The sequence below is a fragment of the Pseudomonas tohonis genome (assembly GCF_012767755.2).
Taxonomy (GTDB): Bacteria; Pseudomonadota; Gammaproteobacteria; order Pseudomonadales; family Pseudomonadaceae; genus Metapseudomonas; species Metapseudomonas tohonis.
Map to the genome: position 1 here is coordinate 3,571,633 of NZ_AP023189.1, position 23,263 is coordinate 3,594,895.

Annotated in this window: 3 protein-coding genes; all 3 read right to left on the reverse strand. The window is 67.2% G+C overall.

The features are described from left to right. Positions 1–3: 3 nt before the first annotated feature. Entirely contained in the window at positions 4–8,589 is an 8,586-nt protein-coding gene (locus HSX14_RS16345) for a hemagglutinin repeat-containing protein (protein ID WP_178132787.1), read from the reverse strand. A gap of 27 nt (positions 8,590–8,616) precedes the next feature. Continuing rightward, complete coding sequence (locus tag HSX14_RS16350) at positions 8,617–10,320, reverse strand: ShlB/FhaC/HecB family hemolysin secretion/activation protein (protein ID WP_175384262.1); 1,704 nt, start codon at positions 10,318–10,320, stop codon at positions 8,617–8,619. Between the two features lie 277 nt (positions 10,321–10,597). Further along, positions 10,598–23,161, reverse strand: a complete 12,564-nt coding sequence (locus tag HSX14_RS16355) for a filamentous hemagglutinin family protein (protein WP_173180186.1) — start codon at positions 23,159–23,161, stop codon at positions 10,598–10,600. Positions 23,162–23,263: the final 102 nt, after the last annotated feature.

Consider the following 23,263-nt stretch of genomic DNA (forward strand, 5'->3'; position numbering starts at 1 on the left):
AATTCACCATGTGTTCTTGCAGTTCCCACACATACCCACCCTAGCATCATCTGGGATATCTTGCTCACCCCAGACCTTGGCAGGCCGAAGAGCCCTTGTAAATTTAAGATTCTCAGGCCTTGACCCCTGCCTAACTAATACATCAGCCCCAGATATCTCAGCACATGCTCCAACCTTATTTGCACATATATCGGTAAACTCACCAACCTTAACCCCTAGTCTTTCCTCAACAAATCGAACCGTATCGGGATGCAGATCAGCAGCAGTAATTCTCCCATTACTACTGCCCACCGCTATACGCCCTGTCTCCGGATCATAGACACCAACCATAGTTGCAATTTTGGCAGCCTGAGTTCGAGATGAAAACTTATTTATCTCTTCAAGCATCGCCTGATCAGCCTGAGTCGATAGGTCGAGATCGTTTGTAGAGCCAACACTCTCTTGATACATCGCCCATGGGAACAGCGATTTCGGCACCGGTTTTGTTTCGGTCCACCATACGCCGGATTCATTTATTTCGCTGCCACCAGTTGATACTGGCCCAGTAGCAACTCCACCAGAACCATACCCACCACTAGAAGCATTCTGACCAGAGGGTTTAACACCAGGATTTATAAGTGGCACATAGTCATCTTCATGAATTAGCCTACCCCCCAGCCTCCCTATTATGCCATTGACTTCATTTACTCTCTCCAGAGCCTCTTCTGGACTAGAGGTTTCTTGAAGCAAGCGCCCTAATGCCTCGTTCATCTTCTTTTGATTATCTGGGCTAGATACAACAGCGATAGCTCCAACAGCCAGCACCACGACCCCGAGCACGGCAAGCTCTGCTAGCGCGAAATTATTGCTACCCACCGGCGCTCGCTCATGTGCAACGCTCTTATTTAGCATCGACATAACTTCAAGAGCAGCCGCAGGATTATCAACAGCCAGTTTATTTATTCGATCTACAACTATTCCTGCCCCCGGAGCAGCTAGCTCCGGCAAGAACATATCCATGAGTTGTTTAGCGGCCGCAAGGCGAGTCTGCTCCCCGCCCTTCAGCAAAGCTCTTTCAGCACTATAGGCTTGAATCACTTTATTGACGGCATCCGGAGGAATACCGCTCCCCACCGCGACTCCCGCAAAAATCAGCTCTCTACTCTGCTCAACCGCATTCTCGGTTTTATAAGCATATTCATCTGCCGCCTGCCCCCATCGCTTTAAGGTTTCAGCCGGACTACCAACAGCCTCCACAGACGACTTGGTCACATAAAGATCCGTACGCTCTTCATGGTCCCTGGTGATCTCATACGCCTTGCTGACATCACGATTGAGCCCAGCGGTGGAGTCGGCACCCGTCTCTGAGTCCTTGCGCACGACGATGTCGCCATTACCCACGGTAGCGCGGACGATCTGTTGGCGATCCTTCTCGTATTCCCAGCCGTTTACGCTCCAGCCGGCTTCGCCTTCCTTGCCTTTGCCAACCTGGCTGGCGTCCTGCGTCGTGCCACCACTGCTGCCTCCGGCGCTATAGGTGCCACCAACGTTGAGGTAGTAGCCGTGCTCCTTGTCCACGCCGGCAATGTCGCTGTGGCCGAGCGTGTTGGTGTCCAGCTTTAGATTGCCGCTGTCGGATGCGATGAGTGCGCCGTCGATCTGGGTGTGGTTTTCAGTGCGGATATCCAGCTTGTCCTTGGCGGTGATGCTGGTCTGCTCTCCCACCCAGTTGGTCTTGCCGGTGGTCTGCCCATAACCGGCGGAGCCACTGAAGCCCGCACCAGGGCCGAAGGTTGCGGTGGCACTGACATCGAACTCCTTGCCTTTCACTTCGCCGGTATCGACGGCAGAGGAAACGTGCAGGTCGCCTCCCACGCGCCCGACGACCTCATCGCCGCGTAGCGTGGCGCCTGAGATGGTGGTGTCTTTGCCACTGTTGAAGTTCAGACCGTTACCCGCGTAGAGATAGGCCTCCTGCTGGCGATCCGCGTCTCTCTCCAGATCGCCCTTGCCCATGTTCACGCTGACATAGACGCCCACCCCTTGCGAGCCGAAGGTCAGGCCGACCTCGCCACCCGCGTTGTGGCGGTTGCTTTCGCTGTTGCTGGCGTTCTGCGCGGAAACAATATTGAGGTCGTTGCCCGCGTTCAGGTTGATGTCCCGCTCGGCCTTCGCCTCGGCACCGATCAAGGTCAGATCGTTGCTGGCCTGAAGATTGATGTCGCGTCCCGCCTCCAGTTGGGTCGCGGTGGAACTGCCCTGGCTAAAGTCCTCGTTCGCGACGCCATTGCTGCCGCCGACCCCGACCTTGAAGCCGCCGGACGTGCCGCCATGTATACCGCCCCAGCTCTGCCGCTCCTGGTTCTCCTCTCGGGTTTCGCCCTTGGCCACGTCCAGGGTGATGTCACGCCCCTTGACGTTGATGTCGCGTCCGGCGCCGAGCTGGCTGCCTTTCACCTGCACATCGTTGCCCGCGGTCATGTTCAGGTCGTTGCCAGCCTCCAGGGTGGAGGCGCGGGTAGTCTGCTCGGTAATCTCCTGGCTCGAGCTCTGCTTGGAGTTGCCCAGTTTCACATCCGCCGTTGGGCCGGCCAGGAACTGGCTGACCGCATCCACACCACGCAAGGCGCTGGAGCCCTGGCTGACGCTGTTCTCACCTTTGCCGGCGTTGCTCACCGCATCCTTGGTGCTGCCGAAGTTGTGATTGAGGCTGATACCCAGGCCCTGACGCTCCTGGACTTCGACATGCTCGATGACCTTGGTCTCGCGGGCAGCATCGATATTGATGTTATGCCCGGCCTTCAGGTTGATGTCGTTGGATGCCGCTAGGTCGGAGCCGATCTGGTTGATATCGCGCCCCGCATTAACGCCAAGATCCTTCCCGGCAGTGATCTGGCTGGCCGCAGCCGTCTGTTGCTCCAGACGGTTCTTTTCCTGGGCGCGATCAGCACCGATGAACAGGTTGATGCCGTTGTCATTGCCAGAAATGCCGATACCGACCTGCTTCTTCTTCTTCCAATCGCGCTCGGCGCTGCTGTTCTGAGCCGCTACGACGTTTACATCACGGCCGGCGTCTAGACTGACATTGCGACCAGCATTGATGCCGCTGCCGATCACGTTGATGTCGCGCTCCGCCTGCAGCGTCGCATCTCGGTCCGCGTACACCTGGCTGCCAACACTGGTACTGCTCTGCGCCTCGCGACCGGCCTCCTTGGCCGAAGAGATCGACAGGAAGCCACCCGAAGTGGAGAGACCGACCTTCTTCTTGTATTCCTCGGTGAGGCTATATGCCGTGTCGTTGGCGGAGACGAGGTTGATGTCGCCGGTGTCCTTCACCAGCCCGGCACGCAATTCCACGTCATTACCCGCGCTGGCTTCACTGGCGCGCAGGCGAATGTCGTTACCCGCCGCGATCACGACATCGTTGCCAGCCTCCAGCTCGCTGGCGACCTGGGTCGCGCTGGTCTTGAGCTGGCTCTTGCCGCTCTTCGACATGCCGAGGAAACCGGACTTGGTCTTCTTGCTGTAGGAGCCGTGCTCCTCGACACCGGACAGGACTGCGACATTCCCGGTCGCTCCTACCAGCAGGTCATTACCGGCATGCAGTTCGCTGCCGATCACGGTGACGTTGCGCCCACCGTCGATGTTCAGGCTGCCATCGGCCGCCGTGCTGGTATTGAGGGTGAGATCGCCACCAGCTTCGACGACGGACGCGATATTGGTGCTGTCGTAGCTTTCCCGCTGCTCGGTCTTCTTGCGCCCAAAGGAGCCCTTGCTCTTCTTGAAGTAAAAACTGGCGTCCTCATCCTTCGCGGAAAGCAGGTTTGTGTCCCGCTCGGCATCCAGGGCCACATCCTTCGCGCCCTTGATCTGGCTAGCGACCAGGGTCAGATCCTGGCCTGCCTCGATGGAGATATCGCCACCGGCCTGAACGACGGACGCCTGCTGACGAATCTGATCGTTGCTGCTCTGGACCTTCTTGCTCTGGGAAGCACGATGGCTCTCGTTGGCGGCCGACTCGATGCTGACATCGCGACCTGCGATCAGCGCCAACTCCTGTCCAGCCGTCACCTTGCTGGCGACTATCCCCAGATCCTGGCCCGCTTCGGCTCGGAGAGCCCCACCGACCTGAACTTCACTGCCGTGCTGGGTGACCTGCGACTGGGTCGCATGGGATTTCTTGTACCGGGCATCAGCACTGTCCACCTCAGCGACCGCACCGATGGTGAGGTCACGCCCGGCGCTCAGGTTGGCGTTGCCTCCAGCCTTGAGTACGCCGCCCAGATTGTTCAGATCGCGGCCCGCGTCCAGATCGAGGCTGTTGGTCGCTTCGATCCTCGCCGCACTATCGACCGACGCCTGGCTCCAGCTGAAACGCCCGCTGTGTTCGGTGTAGCCGACAGAGCGCTCGTTGGTGATATCGCCCTTGATGGCTGCGACGCTGACGTCCTTGCCGTTGATGATGCCGCCCTGGGCGTTGCGGATGCTGTCCGTGGCCAGCAGCGCCAGGAGGTCGCCGGCCTGGACCAGGCCCCTGTTGTCGATGCTTTCGGCGCTGGCCTGGAGGCTCGCGCTGGCGCGCAGGGTGCCCTTGTTGGCGAGGGCACCGCCGCTGATCAGGGCGACGTCGCGGCCCTGGATCAAGGCGCCGGTGGGGGCGAGGCGATTGTTGGCCTGGGCCAGGTAGAGCACCGGTACCAGGACCCTTTCGCCGTTCACGACCTGTTCCTGCATCCACACGATGTCGTGGGTCAGGGCGGCGACTTGCTCGGCGGTGAGGGCCACGCCCGGAGCGAGGTTCAGCGCGTCCTTGCTGGCGATGGCGTTGTCCATCAGGTAGCGATACATGGCCTCGTCGCTGTCCAGGCCGGCGATCAGGCGCTGGCCGGTGCGGGCAATGACGGCTTCACGGATCAGACGCTGCTCGTAGAGGCCATCACCCAGGCGCTTCTGCGCCTGGTCGGGGTCGAAGCCGAGGCGGCCCAGCAGGTAGTCGGAACTGAGGAAGTTCTTCAGGTTGGCGAAGGCGGGGTTGGTCTCCACCAGGTAGCGGTGGCTGGGGTTGCTGCTGACCTGGAACAGGCCGTTCTGGCCCTGGGGCAGGCTGAAGCCCGGCAGGGACAGCGGGTCGACGGACTGCTGATGGGTATCCGGGGGCAATTGGGCGTTGAGGGTGGCGACCGGCTTGGCATCGCTGTTCACGGCAGTCTGGCCGACGCGGCTTGCGCCTCGGTCGATCTGCTCACCTGGGCGTAGCAGGCCGTTCTCGATCGTCTGCGTGCCCTTGATATCGACGCGACCGCCAGCCTGGACCACCGCGTTGGCGACGTCGCCACCACCCGAGGTCTGGGAAACGCTGGAGTTGCGCACACTGCCGATGGCGATAGCGCCCAGCGGCATGGCAGCCGGGTTGTAGTTCGGCGAGGCGGGGTCGTTGTAGTCGTTGTAGCGGCCGATGTTGGCAATGAAGCCGTAATACTCGCTCTCGCTCTTGGTATAGATGTAGTAGTCGTAGTAACGCTTCTCGCCACCAGCTGCGCCGGTATTGAGGAAGTTGCGGGTGTCGAGGCTGATGTCGCCACTGGCGGACACGGTGCTGAAGCGGTTGTCGAAATCCCCACCGACGAAGGTCAGGTCGCCGCCCGCAATGAGGCTGGCGCGAGCCGAATCCTGGGTGATCTTGAGACCGAACTCCTCCTCCACCACATAGGAGGCTTCGCAATGCTTGCCCTTGCAGTTGTCGGTACCGGTAAGGGTAATGCGACCGCTGGTCTGGCTGATGGTGGAAGCGAAGATGTCCTTGCGGTTGATCAGTGAAGCGACGTCCAGGCGCATGTCGCCCGCACTTTCAACGGTGCCGGAAACGTTCTCCAGCAACGCCATCTGCCCATTCGCATCGTCCTTCGCCGCGCTCAGCGCGCCCAGGCTGTAGAGGTCGCCCTTGAGGTTGGTGAGGCTGTTGGCGCGCAGGGCCATGTCGGCGCCGCTGAAGAGCAGGCCCTGGTTGAGCAGGGTCGGGGCTTCGATGCGCAGTTTCTGCGCCGCGCCGAGGGTGCCGCGGTTGTCGAGGCTGGCGACGACCAGCAGGGCATCGCCCACGGTGCTGATGGTGCCGGCGTTGACCAGGCTGCTGCCGAGGCGGAATTCGCCCTTGCCGCCGCTGCGCAGTTGGGCGCCCTGGCCGAGTTCGGCGCTGGCGGCGCTGAGGGTCAGGTCGCCCAGGCTCTTCAGGCTGCCGTTGCCCTGGTAGCGGCCGCTGAGGGCCAGTTGCAGCCTGCCTTCGGTTTCGATGGCGCCGTCGTTGGTCCAGTCGCCGCCGCTGGCGGTGATGTCGTCGATGGACACCAGCTTGCCGCTGACGGTCTGGGTGAAGGTGCCGACCTTGAGGTCCAGGCGCTGGGCCTGCAGCAGGCTGCTGTTGGTCCAGTCGGCGACGTCGAGGCTGAGCACGCCGTTGGTGGTGAAGCTGCCGCCGGCCTGCCCGGCATCGGCCAGGCTGAGGGCGAAGCCCTGGGTGCCGACGTGGCGCAGGGTGCCTTGCTGGTTGCTGAGGCTGGCACTGGTGAGGCTGAACCCGGCGTTACCGATTTCCACCAGGCCGCCGTCGTTGTCGAAGCGACCACCGATGGCGAAGGTGCTGCTGCCGGTGCTGCCGAGGGCGCGCAGCTTGCCACCGGCGTTGCTGGCGGAGCCGAGGTCGAGGTTCAGCGTCTTGCCGGCTTCGATCAGGCCGCCGTCGTTGGTCAGTTTGCCGCTCAGCGTGAGGCCGACGTTGTCGCCGCCGAGGGTGCCGCCCTGGTTGCGCAGGCTGTCGGCGTCGACCTTGACCGCCTGCTTGGCCAGCAGTTGGCCGCCGTCGTTGATGACTTCGCCACGCTTAATCTCCAGGTCGCCCTGGGTGGCGACGATCTGGCCCTGGCCGTTGTCCAGGCGGGTGCTGCTGGTGAGTTCGACGCTGTCGCCCTGGATGCGGCCCTGGCCGTTGCCGAGGCTGTCGGTGCTGGCCTTGAGGGCGCCGCCCTGGGCGTTGAGGCGGCCCTGCTGGTTGTGCACTTCGCCGGCTTCGAGGGTCAGCGTGCCGTCGCCGGTGAGGACCTTGCCGCTGCGGTTGTCCAGGCGGGTGCCGGCAGTGGCCTTGAGTTCGCCGCTGTCGGCCTGGAGGGTGCCGCCCTGGTTGTCCAGTACCTGGGTGGTGAGGGTCAGGCCGTCGGCCTTGGAGAGGATCAGGCCGTCGCCGAGGTTCTTCACCTCGTCGGTGACGGTGACGGTCAGCGCCTGGTTGGCGGCCAGGGTGCCGCCGCTGTTGTCCAGCTGCCTGCCGTCGACCGTCAGGTCCTGCCGGCCGATGAGCTGGCCGCCCTGGTTGTGCAGGGTCTGGGCCTTCACCTGGGCGGAGCCGGCGGCGACCAGTTGCGCCCCCTGGTTGTCGAGCGTCGTGAGGTCGGTGGTCAGGCTGCCCTGGGCCAGCACCTGGCCACGGTTGGCCAGGGTGCCGCCCTGGATGTCGAGGACGCTGGCGGTGTTGGCACTGCCGTCGGCGCGCACGCCGGCTTCCAGGTGGCCCTGGTTGTCGATGCGCGCGGCGCTCAGGTTCAGATCGCCGGCGGCGGCCAGGCTTTCCTTCACCTCGACGGTGCCGGCGCTGGTGACGCGGGCCTTGCCGCCGGCGTAGGCGCCGCGGGTCAGGTCGATGTCGGTGGCCTTGAGGGCGATATCGCCGCTGGCGGCGGTGCGCGCGAGGGTCAGCTTGCCGTTGGCGTCGATCTGGATGTCGCCGCCGCTGGCGGCCATGTCGCCGGCCAGCTTCACGCCCACGCCCTGCTCGGTGCCCACCAGGCGGATCGCGCCGGCGTACATGCCGCCGAGGGCGGAGCTGTCGATGGCCAGTTGCGGCTGTGCGCTGCCATCGGCGGCCTTGGCGGTGGCGGCCAGGGTGGCGGCGTCCACCTCGTTGCGGCCGGTGACCAGGGCCAGTTGCCTGGCGTGCAACTCGGCGTTGATCTGCGCGCTGCGGGTGATCAGCTCGAACTGGTCGACGTTGCCGGCGTTGAGGCCGGCGCCCTCGATGGCGATGGCGCCGCCGTCCACGTCGTAGCGGTCGAGGCGGCCGTTCTCCACCACCGGCTTGCCGGTGCTCAGGGTGACCTTGGGCGTGTTGATGAAGCCGCAGCCGTCACAGGTGATGCCGTGGGGGTTGGCGACGATGACGTGGGCGCCCTGCCCGGCCACCTCGGTGTAGCCCTTGAGCTGGCTGGGGCTGCCACCGCTGACCTCGTTGAGGATGAGGCCGGCGGCGCGGCCGTTGAGGTTGGCGTTGCCGATGATGTAGCCGCCGAGCTGGGTGTTCTGCAGCTTGTCGGTGGCGTTGTTGAGGATCAGCCCCTGCTGGCCGACGTTGTAGTCGGTGAAGCGGTTGTGGGACAGGCCGTTGGCGTTGGGCGTGGCGATGTTGACCACCGGCACGCCGTTGCCGGCGCTGCCGATGCTGGTGTTGCCACCGGCGGCCGCGTCCACCGCGAGATCAGCGGCGGTGGAGACGATGGGGTTGAGGAACATCACGCCGACGAGGACGGTGGCGATGTTCTGGAAGAAGGGGCTGCGAACGTCCATGTACTGGAACTCCGGGCGAAGCTGAAATCAGAAGAAGAGGTCGAAGCGGAAATACACCGGGTGCTCCTGGCGCGTGATGGCGTCAGGGCGTTCCAGGGACCGCGCGAAGGTGACCGAGGCGGCCAGGTGCTGGCCCCGGGCACTGAATTCGAAGGCGTTGCCGCTGAGGCGGCCGCTCTGGCCGGGGTTGTAGCGATCCCCGTGGATCACCCCCAGGTCGTAGGCGAAGGCGGCGCCGTATTCCTGCACGAACGGCTGCAGCGCCGCCCAGGTCACCGGCCGCCGCCAGCGCAGCTGGTTGCGCCAGTAGGCACCGGTGTCGCCGGAGAGGGATTGTTCCTTGAAGCCACGCACCGAGCTGAGGCCGCCGACGCTGATGCGCTGCGGGCTGTAGAGCACGTCTTCGCTGTGCTGGCCGTTGACCAGGCTGTCGACGCTGAAGGATTCGCCCAGCAGCTGGAAGGACTGCAGGTAGCTGGCGGTGAGGCTGTACTTGTTGTAGCGGGCCTCGGGCGAGTGGTGGAACGGTGTGCGGTCGTGCTGGGCGTCGAAGGCGCCGATGCCGCGCTGCCAGCCGACATCGACGTTGACGAAGGCGTTGCCGATGCGCCGGCCGTGGTTGAAGCCCAGCTGGGATTCGGTCAGGCGCGGGCTGGAGTTGCCGAGCAGGCTGTTTTCCACGTAGTTGCGCGTTTCCAGGTGGGCGATGCCGAGGCTGGCAGCGGTCTTGCTGACGCTGTCGCGATGCAGCACGCGCTCGGCACGCAGCTGGTGGTTCTTGCTCTCGCCGTCGGTGCCGAAGGCGAAGCCGTCGCCCTGGTTACGGGTGCGGTAGTAGCTCTGGCTGTAGGCGTAGCTGAAGTTCCACCAGCCGTAGGGCAGGTTGTAGAGGACGCTCTGGTTGGCCGAGTGCTTCCAGTGGTCGCTGGCCAGGTCGCCGCCGCCGCGCAGGCTGAGCTGGTCGGCCAGGCCGAAGGGGCTGTCCCAGTCGAGGCTGGCGCCCCACTGCTGCTCGCCGGTGCTGCGCTGGCCGTCGTTGTGGCGGTTCAGGCCCACGCGCCAGGGCTTGGCAGGCTCGCCCTTGAGTTGCACGCGGCTGCCGCCCACGTCCGCGCCGGGCACCAGTTCCAGTTGCGCGGGGCGCGACGGCAGGCGGTTGATCTGGTCCACCAGCTGTTCCATTTCGCGCAAATCGAGCACCTCGCCGTCGCGCGCGGGCGAGGCCATGGCCAGTTCGCGGTCGCTGGCGATGGCGGAGCTGTCGAGGCCTTCGAGCTTGCCCTCGACCACGATCACGTCCAGCTCGCCGTCGGCCAGGTCCTGCTGCGGCAGGTAGGCGCGCGAGGTGACGTAGCCCTTGTCGATGTAGTGCTGGGTGATGGCCTTGAGCAGCTCGTTGAGACGGCCGCTGTCCAGGCACTGGTTTTCGAACGGCTTGAGCAGCTCGCGCTGGCGTGGCGCGGCAATCAGGTTGGCACCCTGCAGGCGGATGCTGCGGATGTCGAAGCACGGCCCCTGGGTGGCGGGGGCGCTGGGCTGGACGGGGGCCTCACGGCCGGGCAGTTGCTGCAGGTCCTGCAGGCGCTTGCGCTGCTCCTCGAGGATGCGGTCCTGGCGCTCGCGGATCAGGTCGCGATCGCCAGCAAAGGGCGCACCGGGGCTATCAGCCGCGAAAACGGAAAAAGCAGGAAAAAGCAGGCAGAAACCCGCAGCGAAAGACTGCAGACGCATTGCGACCGTCCTTGGAGTAATGGCATATCGACATCGGGGCGGCATTTTTATGGCGCCGGGAACTTCGCTCAAGCCCTTTCCCGACCAAATGCGAACCACTCGTCACTTCGGCCGGTCATGAAGGGCGGCAAATGATAGCCAACTACAAAATCGATGGAGGCCGAGCAGGGTCTACCCGCTCGCTGGGAAATTTCCGAATCGCAGGTAAAAAAAGAGCGGCAGTCGCCTGCCGCCCTCGGGAAAGGGGTGCCGCCCCGAGGGGCGGCTGGGGGTGGGGTCAGAGGGTCAGGTTGCGCTGTTCCTCCGGGGTCAGCTGGTTGCGTACCTGGTCGTCCAGCTGGCCGGCACCGAGTACCTGCACGCTGCTGCCGGGGTCGTAGGTGGGGGTGCGGCCGGCGCCTTCGCCGGAGGGCGCCACGCGCTCGTTGCCGAAGCCCAGCACCTGGACCGTGAAGATCGACGGCTGGCGCTGGCGCGAGGCGGCCTGCTGGTCGCGGGCCACGCCTTCGGCGGCGTCGCTGGCGGAGCTGGCCGCCGAGCTGGCCGAGGACAGCGCGCCGGTGTTCACCGCGGCCACCACCGGCACCCCGCTGGACTTGCCCTGCACCTGGATGTTGGCGGCGTTGACCACCTGCAGCGCGGCGATGTTGACGTTGCCGGAGACGCGGATGCCCGCCTCGCCCGCATCGATGGTGCCCAGGGGCGCCAGCAGGTCGATGTCGCCCGGCGGCACTTCGGCGATGGGCGCCAGGGTGGCGATGCCGGCACCGGTGCTGGGCACGGTGGGCGACAGGGTGACGTTGCCCCAGTTGTCGTAGACCCGGCGCGGTGGCGTGTACACCAGGGTGGTCTTGGAACCCCGCCCGGCGTTGATGTCGCCGGCTGCGGACCAGGCCAGGATGTCGCCGCCGAAGGTGGTCATGATGCGGCTCTGGCCCAGCAGCACGCTACCGTTGGCGAACAGCTGGATGTCGCCCGTGCCCTGGGTGATGACCCCGGCGGTGGACGGCGGGGCCTCGCCCTCGATGCCGAACACCTGTTGCCCGCCCGGGGTGAGCATCTGGATGCCGCCGCCGAAGTTGGTGTGCACCCCGGCGCCGCCGTACATCGTGATGTCGCCCTGGTAGAGGATCGCGTTGCCGGCCACGTCGTGGGTGGGGAACAGCGCGGCGATGGCGTTGCGGCCCCGCAGGTAGCTGCCGAAGCGCGGGCTGGCTTCATCGTTGTACTCGCGGCCGCCGGCGCGCAGCTCGGCGAAGTAGATCTCCCGGGCGAACACCCGTTGCTGCTCCGCCGGCAGCGCGGCGTAGTAGGCGCGCGCCTCCTCGCTCGTGCCGCTGAAGCCGAACCGCTCGGCGAGCCAGGCCGCCAGTTCCACCTCGTAGGTCTTGGCCACGCCGCCACCCACCAGGCTGCCGCCGGCCTCGACGCGGTTGGCCGGGTCCAGGTAGCGCTGGGCGAAGGCCAGGTAGTCCGGGCCGCTGCCGACGCCGGCCTGCATGACGATGTCCGCCCCCGGCCGGTTGTCGCCCGGCACGATGGCGCCGAGGCTGGTCACCGCAGCCTTGTCCTCCATCAGGATGTTGCGCCCGGCGCTGATCTCCAGGGAGCCGGGGCCGGCGACGTTGAAGGTGCTGTAGAGGATGTCGCGGCCGGCCGAGACGATGGAGATGTCGGTGGGGTCGTCGTGGATGAAGAGGTTGCCGGTGCTGGTGGCCAGGCCTGCGAACTGCGACAGCAGCGTGCCGGTCAGCTGGCCGCTGTTGACGATATCGCGGCCGGCCATGATGCGCGCCGGGCGAGCCGCTTCGTACCAGGTCTCGCCCGCCCTCGGTGCACTGGCGAAGGTGATGATCTCACCGGTACGCAGCCCGATGATGTCGCCGTTGAGGGCGTAGAAACGGGCCGGCTCGTCGGCACCGCGGTAGGCGCTGCGGGTCCCCGTGCCACCAAAGGCGAACAGGCTGCGCCCAAGGGCCCCGGCACCAGACAGGTCTCCCTGGTTGGCGCCTCTGGAGTCGAAGTAGTAGAACGCCGGGTTGAAGGGGGTGGCCAGGCTGGACACCGGCGCGTTGCTGGGCGTGATGGCATAACCCCCTGCATAGATCGAGTCGCCTGCCAGGAATTCCAGCTGCGCTCGGCTGCCGGGTGCCAGCAACAACGAATAGCGGGTGGTGTTCAGGCTGTTGTCCGTCCACAGCGCGGATGGGCCGTAGTAGAGGCTGCCGCCCGGTGCGACTGCGCGCAGGATCGACGGATAGACGAACCGGCCATCGGTGGCGGAGAAGTCCATGCGGTCCCGAACACTATCGCTGGAGCCCGCCGCAAGCTCACCGACCTGCGTCGAGGGGGTGAGGTTGCCGCCTGCGGAGAACAGGTCGATGGCCGTGTGGTCGGTCCACAGGCTGAACCAGGAGCGGCCAATGCTCTTGCCGCCATCGAGATCCACCGGCTGCCAATTGCGGGCGTCGGTCCGCCCGGCATCGGCCGCCCCGCCAAGCACAAGGTCACCCCGGGCGCCCAGGCTGATGGTGGCGTCGCCCGGCACTAGTACCAGGCCGCCGGTGGCGCTGGCCATGGTGGCCTTGAAGGGGTCGTAGGCACGGCTTTCACGAGGGTCCTGCAGCAACTGCAGCGGCCCATTGACCTGCTCGATGCCGCCGAAGGAGCCCGCACTGGCACGCACGGTGCCACGCAGGTTGGCCAGGCTGCCATTCAGGTCGTGGCGTTGTGCGACCGGGCGGCTCCGGTCGTCCAGCATCGCCCGCGCCGTCAAGGCCGGGTTGAGCCCGCCGCCCACCTTCAGATCGAGGTCGCCACCGCCGGTGAGCACCAGTTCACCGTCCACCATGCGCCCGGTCGAGCCCACCGCCAGTACCAACCCCTGGCTGCGGGTGGCGATGGTGTTGTCCAGGGTGCCCCGGGCAGCCAGCATGCCGGCGTCACCGCCTACACGTACATAGAGGTTGCCGCCCCCCAGGGTTCCGAACCCCGTGAAACCGGTGAAGGCGACGTTGTCCTGGAAGGGCATGTAGGTGCCGAAGTTGATCCACCAGGCCGTGGGCACTTCGCCATTGACACCGCCGCCCTGGCGCCACAGCCAGCTGCCGACGCTGGAGCTTTCAGGCTGGTCGAGTCCGCCACCGCCCATCAGCTTGGAACCGAGGATATCGCCGGTCAGGTCACCGCCGACGGAAAGCAGCAGGTTGCCGCCATGATCCGGGTACCAGGCGCGATAGAGGCTGCTGGCCCCACCATTGACCAGGGCCTCGTAGCTGCCGCCGTTATTGCCCAGCACCGTGGTATCGGGCATGCCACTGGAACGCAGGGCGAGACTCCGTGGCTGATTGAAGGCGGCCGACTCCGCCAGGCTCAGCGCCGAGCTGCCGGCGGTGTAGATGCCGTACAGGGACTGCATGCCGAGGTCGCCCGCGCTGACGAGGTCGAGGTCACCGGTCCCGGTGCGCAGAACACTGAAGGCGCTGGTACCCGGCTTGTAGTCGTATGCGTACTGCGCTTCGCCGGACTGCGCGATGCACAGCCCTGGCCCCTGGGAACAGAACTCGTCCACGGTCCAGCCGTACTGGTCGGCCAGCTCGCTGGCCGGGCGGCCGGCAAAACTGAGGTCGCCCCACCATTGGGTCGACCCCTCTTCCGTGACCACCAGCGCGCTGTTCATGCACAAGCCTGCGCTCTGAGCGCAGAAATCCTCGACGGACATGCCGAGCTGCACGGCCAGTTCCGCTACCGGACGCCCGGTGTAGGTGCCGTCACCCCAGTAATCCAGGGATGCCTGCTCGGTCAGTACCAACGGGTCGCCGGGCCCGCCCGGCACGGGTCCGCCACCCGGCAGCTGGACACGGCTGACCAGCATCCCGTAGTGGGTATCGGCCACCTTCAGGCTGCCACGCTCGGCGTAGGGATCGACCAGGCGGTTGTCGGCAGCGGCCAGGTCGGCCCCGGCCACAAGGCGCACCGACCAGGACTGCGAGCCCTCCGGCAGCATCTGTGCGGCGGCCCAGTTGCGCCCCTTGCCATCGCCACCGCGCAGGTTGATCTTCTCCACCCCCGCCGCCAGCTTCACATCGGTGCCCGCCGGGATCAGCGCACCCAGCGGCAACAGCACGGCGCCGAGCTGCGCCACGGTGCTGGGGTTGGACAGGCTGGTCGTACTGGCCGGACGGCTTGGCAGCGCCACGCCCTTGGGCCATATCAGCCCGGTCAGTGCGGTGTCGCCCAACAGCAGGGAGCCGCTGCCGAGAATCATGCCCGGCGCCAGGGCCAGGTCCGCACTCAGGCGCGTGCCGGCCGCGTAAGCCACGGTGCGATCCGGGTTGAGGATGTCGCCCGCCAGTACCGTGCCAGCCGGAAGGGAGATACCGGTCGCCAGTTCACCCGCTACGGGCAGACGGGTGCCGGCGGCCAGGGTGATCGCTTGCAGCGGCAGATCGAAATTGAGCACCACCCCGGAGAGGTAGGTGGTGCCGTCCTGCAGTTCGATGCCCGTGCGCGGCACCACCACATCACCATTGAAGGGCTGCTTGCCGGGCGTCAGGACCCAGCCGTCGTTGTCCGGGGTGTCCGGCGGCGGCATGAAGCCGTCGTTGAGACTGCCATAGACACTCAGGTCGCCGCCGGCGCGGATCACCAGGTTGCCCACCTCGCCCGAGCCGTAGACGCCATTCAGCTTCTGGGTATGGGGATTGAGGCTTGCGTAGCGATGGCCGGAAAGGTCCAGGTCACCCTGCACCACCAGGTCGCCATCAGCGGTCTTGCTGACGATCTCGACGCCCGGGCGCAGGTGGAAGGCGTCGGCATAGGCGCCGTTGTTGAGGCCGGCCAGCTTGCCGTTGACCAGCGCGCCATTGGCCAGGGCGTTGTCGATGAAGGCCAGGCTGTCGGTGTGTTTCTGGTCCAGGTAGTTCTGGTCGATCTCCTGGTAGGTGTGCCCGTTGACGGGGTCGGTGACCTCGCGGGCATCGTCGTAGCGCTGCACGCCGTTCACCGCGATCAGCCTGGCGCCCTGGATGTCCAGGCTGCCGCTGGCGTCGATGGCGATATCACCGGCGGTGGCGCCGCCCAGGCGCGGGGCGTTCAGTTCCAGGGTGCCGCGGGCCTTGCCGTCATGGCCACTGGTAGCAGCGGTGCCGTGGCGCAGGTCAATACGTGCGCCCTCGGCCAGGGTCAGCAGGCCGTCGCCGGAGCCCAGTTCCACCACGGCGCGGTTGGGCGAGTCGATGATCTTGCCGTAGCTGTCCACCCGCAGGCGGGTGCCGTGGGCGTCCAGCAGCGCATTGCCGCCAATGGTCAGGCCCTGCTTGCCGGCCAGGCGGATGGAACCCACCCGCTCGCCGCTGGCGTCCACGGTGCCGTTGACGGTGAGCGTGCCACCGTCCACCGAGACGTTGATCGCCCCGGCCTTGAGGCCGTCGCCGATCACCAGGTCGCCCTGCTTGAGCTGGAAGCTGCGGGCTCCGAACACCTGGCCCTGGTTGAGCCGCTGGTTGAGGGCGGCGAAGTCGTCGCTGAGGCTGCCACTGCCCAGGTGCTGGGCGCGGATATCCACGCTGCCGGCCTTGAACGGCACCAGGGTGCCGCCGGCGTCGTAGTAACCGCTGCTGCCACCGAGGATGCTGCCGCGCAGGTCGACGCTGCCGGCACCCGCTGCCAGGGCGGTGGCCTTGAGGCTGCCGGCCTGGTTGTTCGTGGCCGAGAGGTCGATCACCGAGCCGGCCGCCTGGCGGATGTCGCCGTTGCGGCTTTCCAGGATCAGGTCGCCGCCCCAGCTGTACTTGTTCACGTCGTTGAAGGTGACCTTGCGCCCGGCGAGGTCGATGCGCGCGGCATCGGTGAGGCTCAGTTGCGCCTCGGCCTTGAGGCTCAGCTTGCCGCTGGGCAGCACCACGGCCCCCTCCAGCAGCAGGTTGCGGCCGCTGAAGGACAACTCGGCGCCCAGCGCATCGCCCCCGATGCTGGGCAGCACGCTGCCCGTGGGCGCGCTGACGCGGATATCGCCACCCGCGGTGATGCGGTTGACTGAGCCGGCGCCGCCGGTCATCACCGGGGTGCTGATGGTCAGGTTGCCGCCGCTGTACTGGAAGCCCTTGCCGCTGACATAGCCGTCCTGGCGCTGGTACACCGACAGGCCGCCCTTGTGGTTGGCGGTGATGCGGTCGCTGGCGTTGAGGTTGACGTTGGCGAAGCCCACGGCCAGGCGATCGCGAATCGTCGCGGCGGTGGGTTGCGCGTCCGGCTGGTAGCCGAACTCGATGCGCTCGGCGTCGATCACCAGGTTGCCCGCGCCGGTGCCGGCACCACCGGCGATGATGGAACCGGCCTCGTTGTGGGCGCCGTTCCAGATCAGGTTGGAGGTGTGGATGCGCGCGGTCTCGCCCGCCTCGCCCTTGCCGTAGAGGGCCGGGGTGGTCAGCACCAGTTCCTTGAGGCGCGATTTGCCGTCGGCCGCGTAGGTATCCAGGCTGGCGTTGCCGAAGAAGTTGAGCGAGTCGCGAGCGCCCAGCACCAGGGTCTCCAGGGCCGGCGCGCCGGTGCTGGTGTCACCGCGCAGCAGGCGGTCGAGCACCTGCTGGTTGAGGGTCAGGCCGCTGGGCAGCAGGTTGCGGGCGGCGAGGTCGGCCAGCGCCTCGGCACTGCCGACGTTGATGCCGCCCACTGCCAGGGTCAGGTTGCGGGTGCCGTAGTTGACCGCCTCGCCCAGTTCGAAGGCATTGTCGGTGGCCGTGGCGATGGTGCCCTCGGAATAGAGCCCGGTGGTGCCGCTGCAGATGCCGTCGCAGACGCCGATGCGGATGCTGCCCGGGGCCTTCTGCGGCTCCTGCGGGTTGGCGGCGTCGGGCGCCAGCATGTTCAGGTAACCGTTGGAGACGGCCAGCACGCTGTTGCGCCCCGGTTTGTAGATGTAGCCATCGCGGGAGTCACGGGGCGCCGCGCCCTGGCCCAGGGTGCTGATGCTGGCGCCCTGCTCCACCGTGATGCCGCCGGTGGGCCCGGAGGTGACCAGGAAGACTTCCGGGGCCTTGAGGGTCGCACCGCTGCGCAGTACCAGGTTGGTGGTGCGGGCCACGCTACCGCCCGTGCTGCTGGCTCCGTCGTCGAACTGGATGAAGTTGCCGCCCTGGCCGTAGAAGGAGCGCGCATAGGCGCCGATGTTGAGGCTGCCGGCACCGATGGCGTTGAGGGATTCATCGGTCAGGGTCACGCCGTTGAAGCCGGCGGTGGCGCCCTGCCCGGCCCTGACGATCTCCAGGTTGCCCGTGGAGGTCTGGGTGACGCTGGAGGTGCTGCCGCGCCCGCCCTCCCCGCGCGCCTTGAGCAGTTCGCCGGCGAAGCTGAAGCTGGGCCGGTCGGTGGTGTTGTTCGCAAAACTCAGGTTGAAGGCCTTGGCGTCCCTGGGCATCAACGCGGCGGGGATGCCCAGGCGCGCCGCGTCGGCCTGGAGGAACTGGCTGAAGCGGGTCTCGTTGTACTGGGAGTAGCGGCGCAGCACGTCGGCCGGGGTGAGGATCACCCGGCTGGCCAGGCTGTCCCGCGCGCCGCTGGCCAGGCCGAGGGTACCGGCGGTGGACCAGGAGCCATTGCGCATGGCCTGGGTGGCGATGACGCCGCCCTGCCCGGCCAGGCCGTTGACCTCCACGCGGAAGGCCCCCGGCAGCAACGCATAGGTGGATGGCAGCAGCGTATAGGTGCCCGCCGGCAGGCCCGGCACGCCGGCGGCGATGGTGATCTGCTGGCCCACCCTGGGGTCGACCGCGCCGCCCTCGCCGCCCTGGGGCGCATAGCCCGCCTGCACGCCGGGGACGATGGCGTAGACCGGGTTGCTGCCAAGGGCCGGCAGCAGGAAGCCCTCGGCGCCGTACTGCATCAGCGGGTTGAAGCGCGCATCGGTGGAGCCACCGCGCCCGGAGACGAAGCCCGCACCGACCAGCTCGCCACCGCCGGATACATCCACCACCGCGCCCTGGGCGACATCGATCACCTGCCCCACCAGGTCGACCTTGCCCGGCATCAGGCTCTGCCCTTCCTTGAGCAGGTCGTTGGACAGCGACACGCCGTCGTAGAGCCAGGTCTTGCCGTCCACCGTGCCGCCGTAGGGGATCACCAGGCCGGCACCGCTGACCGAGGTGAGGCTGCCGGGCAGCAGGTTGACGATGCTGGCGGGGCGGGTGGCGTCGCCCTGGTAGCCGAGTATCAGATCGCCCAGCGGCGCACGCAGGATGCCGCCCTGGTTGATGACGTCCGCCTGCAGGCTGAGCGAGCCGAAGGCCGAGTAGGGAACGGACGGCAGGCCGCTACCGCTGCGGGCGATGTCGATCCTCGACGCACTCACCTGCCCTTTGACACCGGTACCCGGATAGATCTGGGCGGCGCTCATGGCCAGGTTGCCGGGCACTTGCAGGCGCATGGCGCGGGCATCCTCCGTGCTCAGCAGCCGCAGGTCCCCCTGGCTGCTCAGGTGCACATCGGAGAAGGCCCGACGGTCCACCACCTGCGCGCCCCCCTGCAGCATCAGGATGTTGCCCCGGGCGCCCAGCCTGACGGCATCGCGCACATCCAGCAGGCCTCGGGCCGACAGGTTCAACCGACCCGTGGCAGCGCGCTGTGAGCTGCCGACGCGGATGGCGGTGTCCGTACTTGCGCTGTCTGCAGGCGCCCCCAATGCCCCGGCCAGGCGCAGGTAGCCGCCCCGCAAATCAACGATGGATCCTGCAGCGGCGGTCTCGGCCAGGGCGTAGGTACCGGCATAGAGGTTGAGCGCATTGGCCATGTCCAGGTTCAGGCTGCCGTCGAAGCTGAGCAAACCGGTGCTGAGCAGGGAAAGGTTGTCGAAGCCCCCGCCCACCACCTGATCCACGCCCAGCCGACCGTGTCCGTATTGCAGCCAGGCGGCGCCCTGGCCCGGCTCACCGCCGCTCGGCAGCGATTCGCCCTGGTGTTGCGCCAGGACCAGCTCCCGCGCCTGGCGTACCGCATCGGTCGCCCTGGGGTCGTTTATCCGATAGGACGGGGCACCGAGTGCAACGGAGAGGCTGCCCCCCGATGCCCCTGCGCCACCGGCCTCGGCCTTGAACTGGCCGTCCAGATAAAGCCCGCTGGTGGACGCGAAGGCGATGCTGCCGCCATGGCTGGCCACGGGGGTGGCGCCCTGCCCCGGGATGTCCAGCACGGCCTGGGCACCGGATGCGTCCAGGCGCGCGCCCTGGCGTACCACCACGAAGGCGTCGGTGGCGGTGAGGCCGCCCGTGGCGTGATCGATCTCACCGCCGATGACGATGCTGCCGCCGTTGCGCACCGTGCCATAGCGATTGCCACGGCTGTCCACGGCCGTGACGGCGCGTGCGGCGGCATCCAGCAAGGCATTGTCGCCGATCCAGATGGACTGGTAGGTCTCCAGCGGTTTTTGCAGCTCGGTATCCGGGGCCGAAACGATGATCGAGTTGACCTTGATCCGTCCGCCCCAGGCGTTCAGGGTCCCGTCCACCGTCACCTGGCCGATGCCGGCCAGGCCGATGGATTGGCCGGGGTCGACGTTGAGTATCGCCCCCTTGCCCACCAGCAGAGGGGTGGTGGCGATATCACCCGCCGCCGTGATGCCGCTGCCGGCGCGCAGCGACAGGCTGGCGCCCTGGCGCTGGGTCAGCACGCCCTTGGCGGCATCGTCCAGATAGACCGGGGGCGTCCAGGTTTCCAGGGCGTCACGGGGCGCGCCGCCCGTGGCCAGGTTGGTCGCCCCTTCGCCCTGCCGGTACACCGGCATGCTCACATCCACCCGGGTGCCCTCGGCCACCTCAAGGCCACGGTTGCCCGCCACCTCGTAGGCGGAGAAGCCCTTGGCGAAGAAGTCGCCACGCAGCAGCAGGGTGCCGGCATCGGCCGAGGTGGCGCTGTCGCTGATCAGCACCTTGCCGGCCTGCAACGCCAGGGTGCCACCGCCCTTGACGCCCTGGCCGCGCAGCTCGCCGCCCAGGCCCAGCACACCTGCGCCACTGTCGGTGTTGGCGTTGGCCGCCAGGGTCAGGTTGCCACCCTTGCCGCCTTGCAGCTTGCCGCTGGCCAGCAACGCGGCGCCGGAGGAGACGTCCACCAGGCTGCCGCTACCCAGCAGGGTGCTGCCGCTGCTGCGCAGGGAGACGCTGCCGCCATCGAGGTAGGCCAGCGCACGGCTGTCGTTCGGGTCCAGCAGCAGGTTGCTCCACAGGCCGCTGGTATCGAGCCTGGCTCCACTGGCGAGGATGACGGACGCCGCTCCGCCCAGCGTGGTATCGGCCTTGCCGTTGGCGGTGATCTGGTTGAGCACGTTGCCCAGCCGGATGCTGCCGCCATGGGCGGTGATGTCGGCGTTCACCTGCACCTTCGGGCCGAACAGGGTGACGTTGCCCGCCGGGGCCACCTGCAGGTCGCCATCGACGCGAATGCCCTCGCTGGCGGCCACCTTGATCGCCCCCAGGTTGAAGCCGTTGAGCTGGGCACTGTCAAGGTAGAGGGTGCCCTGGCGGCCGGCCGGCAGGGCCGAACCCAGGTCCAGCCCATCGGCGATGCGGGTGCCGCCCTCGCCGAGGATCACGTTCTTCAGGGTGTTGGCATCGGCGCCCAGGGCGTATTCCAGGGTGCCGCTGCTCTTCACGTACCAGGGGGTGTAGCTGCCCACCACCAGTTGGGCACCACGGGCCACGGCCTTCTGCGACTGGCTGTAGCCGTCGAGCCCGGCCTGGGCGCCACGGGTCTGGCGCTCGCCCTGGTAGGTGTCGCTGGCCAGGGTGCCTTCCAGCACGGCGTTGCGGGTGCCGATCACCAGGGTGCCGGCGTCGCGGCCCACGGTGTAGCCGCCTTCCTTGCGCTCGTTCGGGGCGATCAGCGGGGTGTAGTAGTAGTCGGTCTGGCCCCAGCGCTGGCTGTGGTCCTCGTAGCCCTTGTAGAGGCCGGTGTAGAGGATGTCCCCCGGCGCGCTGGAGAGCTCGTAGAGGCGCCCGTCGGCGCCCTTGAGCCAGGTCTGCCTGATAGTGCCGGCCTGCACGTCCAGGGTGCCGCCGGAGAGGTTGATCTGCGAGCCGGCCTGGGTCACCACCTCGTTGCCGGTGAAACTGACGGTGCCGCCCTGGGCCATCCACTCCGCCACGCTGTGGCCCTGGGTGCCCAGGTAGCCGCTGACCTCCAGCAGGCCGCCGGCGGTGTACCAGCGGTCCGTGGCATAGCCGTTGGTGCCGGCGGGCACGAACACCAGGTCGCGCACATCGACCCAGACGTCGTTGTTGTTCAGGCCGCCGCCATCGCGGTTGACCGAGGAGTCGCGCTGTTCGTTGCCCTGCAGGTTGACCTTGACGCTGTTGGACTCCATCGCGACCTTGACCCCGGTGGCGCCGGAGACGTCGATCACCGCGCCATCGCGCACCAGGCTGCGCTGGCCGGCGTTGACCGCCACCTGGCCACCGGTGGCCAGGGTGATGGAGCCCTTCTGGAAGTCCACGGTGCCGCTGCTGTCGATCTGCACCAGGGACAGGTCGCGGCGGTAGGCGTCGCCGGGAATCACCTTGCCGTCCTGGGTCACCGCCGGGGCGATCAGCGCATCGCGCTGGCTGTCCAGGGCCGTGGCGCTGGCGTCCAGCAGGATGGCGGTGGTGCTGCCCTCGCCCAGGGTCACGCTGCCGTTGGCGCCGGTTGCGGTGAGGTGCACCGTGCCACGGGCATCGGCCGAGGTGCTGGCCAGGGCCGCGCCGTTCTGGCGCACCTGGTTGCCCGCCAGGGTCACGTCGCCGCTGGCGGCGAGGATCACCCCGCTGTTGGTCACGGTGCCCGTGCCGCCGATGGTCACCTCGTTGCCACGGGTGGTGGAGGTCGGGCTGCCGTCGGTGCCATAGCCCTTGCGGATGGTGAAGCTGTCGCCCGCCGCCAGCAGCGCCTGGCCCTTGGGCGTGGCGATGGTGCCGGCATTGTCCACCTCCTTGCCCAGCAGCAGCACGTAGCCGCCGCCGGCCGTGGAGGTGGCCGGCGCGGCGGTGTTGAGCTGCGCGCCCTGCTCAACGCGGATGGTGCCCTGGGCGTTGGTGAAGGCCGGGTTGCTGCCGCTGTAGAGGCCGCCGGTCTTGAACTGCTCGTCGCTGAAGTCGGTGGCCGCGGCCACCAGGTTGCGCACGTTGACCTGGCTGCTGCCGCTGAACACCACGCCGTTGCCGTTGAGGATCATCACCGTGCCGTCGCCCTTGATCTGGCCCTGGATCTGGCTCGGCGCCGTGCTGTTGTTGACCTTGTTCATCAGGGCCCAGCTGGCGTCCTGCTGGAAGGCCACGGTGGTGTCGCGGCCGACGTTGAAGGTCTCCCAGTTGAGGATGGCCTTGTCGGCGGTCTGCTTGATGGAGACCAGCACCTTGCCATTGGCGTCGGTCTGCACCGGCCCCTCGGCGTTGACGAACAGCGGCTTGCCGTCCGGGCCGATCACCACGTTGAGGCCGTTGCCGCCCAGGCCGTTATGAATGGTCTGCGGGCCGCTGGAGGCAGCGGCCCGCCCCGCCGCCTGGGCGGCCTGGGCCGCGGCGATGGCCGCCACCGTGTTGTTCATGTTGGCGAAGCTGCGCCCCAGGCGCTCCTGCACCCGTTGCTGCTGGGCCAGGGGCGGCGGCGTGCCCGGCGCCGGGGTGGTCGGCCGCGTGGTGCCCGAGGCCTGGGCCGCGCCCTTGGCGGCGAACCAGGCGGCGCTGAAGGCCGGCTCCGCCTGGGCGCCGCCGGCCAGCAGCATCAGGGCGATGGCCTGGGCCAGGGGCTTGAGCGGCAGGAAGCCGTCGTGGCGGGTGGCGGTGCGGGAAGCGGGCTTGCTCGGCTGGGAACGCATCACTACGGGTCCTTGTGTTCTCGCGAAAGACGGGCGCATCGCCCTCCCCTGAGGTGCGCGCCATGGCTATACCCCAAGGCGGTGCCAGCGGCCTCCGACCGA

Coding starts and splice junctions, on each gene's coding strand:
- HSX14_RS16345 (WP_178132787.1), bottom strand. CDS start 8,589: ATGGACGTTCGCAGCCCCTTCTTCCAGAACATCGCCACCGTCCTCGTC.
- HSX14_RS16350 (WP_175384262.1), bottom strand. CDS start 10,320: ATGCGTCTGCAGTCTTTCGCTGCGGGTTTCTGCCTGCTTTTTCCTGCT.
- HSX14_RS16355 (WP_173180186.1), bottom strand. CDS start 23,161: ATGCGTTCCCAGCCGAGCAAGCCCGCTTCCCGCACCGCCACCCGCCAC.